The 294-nt window shown below is 24.5% G+C and carries 1 pseudogene; it reads left to right on the top strand.

Annotation, left to right across the window (positions count from 1 at the left end):
* Positions 1-294, top strand: a pseudogene (locus IC213_RS21420) (hypothetical protein); the annotation flags it as partial.

The raw sequence follows: 294 nt of genomic DNA, 5'->3' as shown, positions 1-294 counted from the left end.
ATGAGACAAATAAAGATACTATTAATGCTGCCAAAGTAGCAGCAGATATAACTAAGAATAATGATGAAAAAGTAATACTTGAAGTAACTATAAAAAATTTAGAACAACAAGTATTAGAATTAGAAGATAGTATAAAGCAAATAAACATATTGTGTAAGAGAGAAACCGCAACTAATGAAAATGGACAATTAATTTTTAATGAAATATTACTAGAAGAATTAAAAGAATTTATTTATTGTGATACTTATACAAATGATTCATTTTTGGAGGTTGAAGACTTAATTAAAACAGGTG

Origin of the sequence: Clostridioides sp. ES-S-0049-02, assembly GCF_020658465.1 — a bacterium.
Classification (GTDB): domain Bacteria; phylum Bacillota; class Clostridia; order Peptostreptococcales; family Peptostreptococcaceae; genus Clostridioides.
The sequence above is the reverse complement of the archived record's forward strand: the minus strand, read 5'-3'. Positions and strand labels throughout refer to the sequence as shown.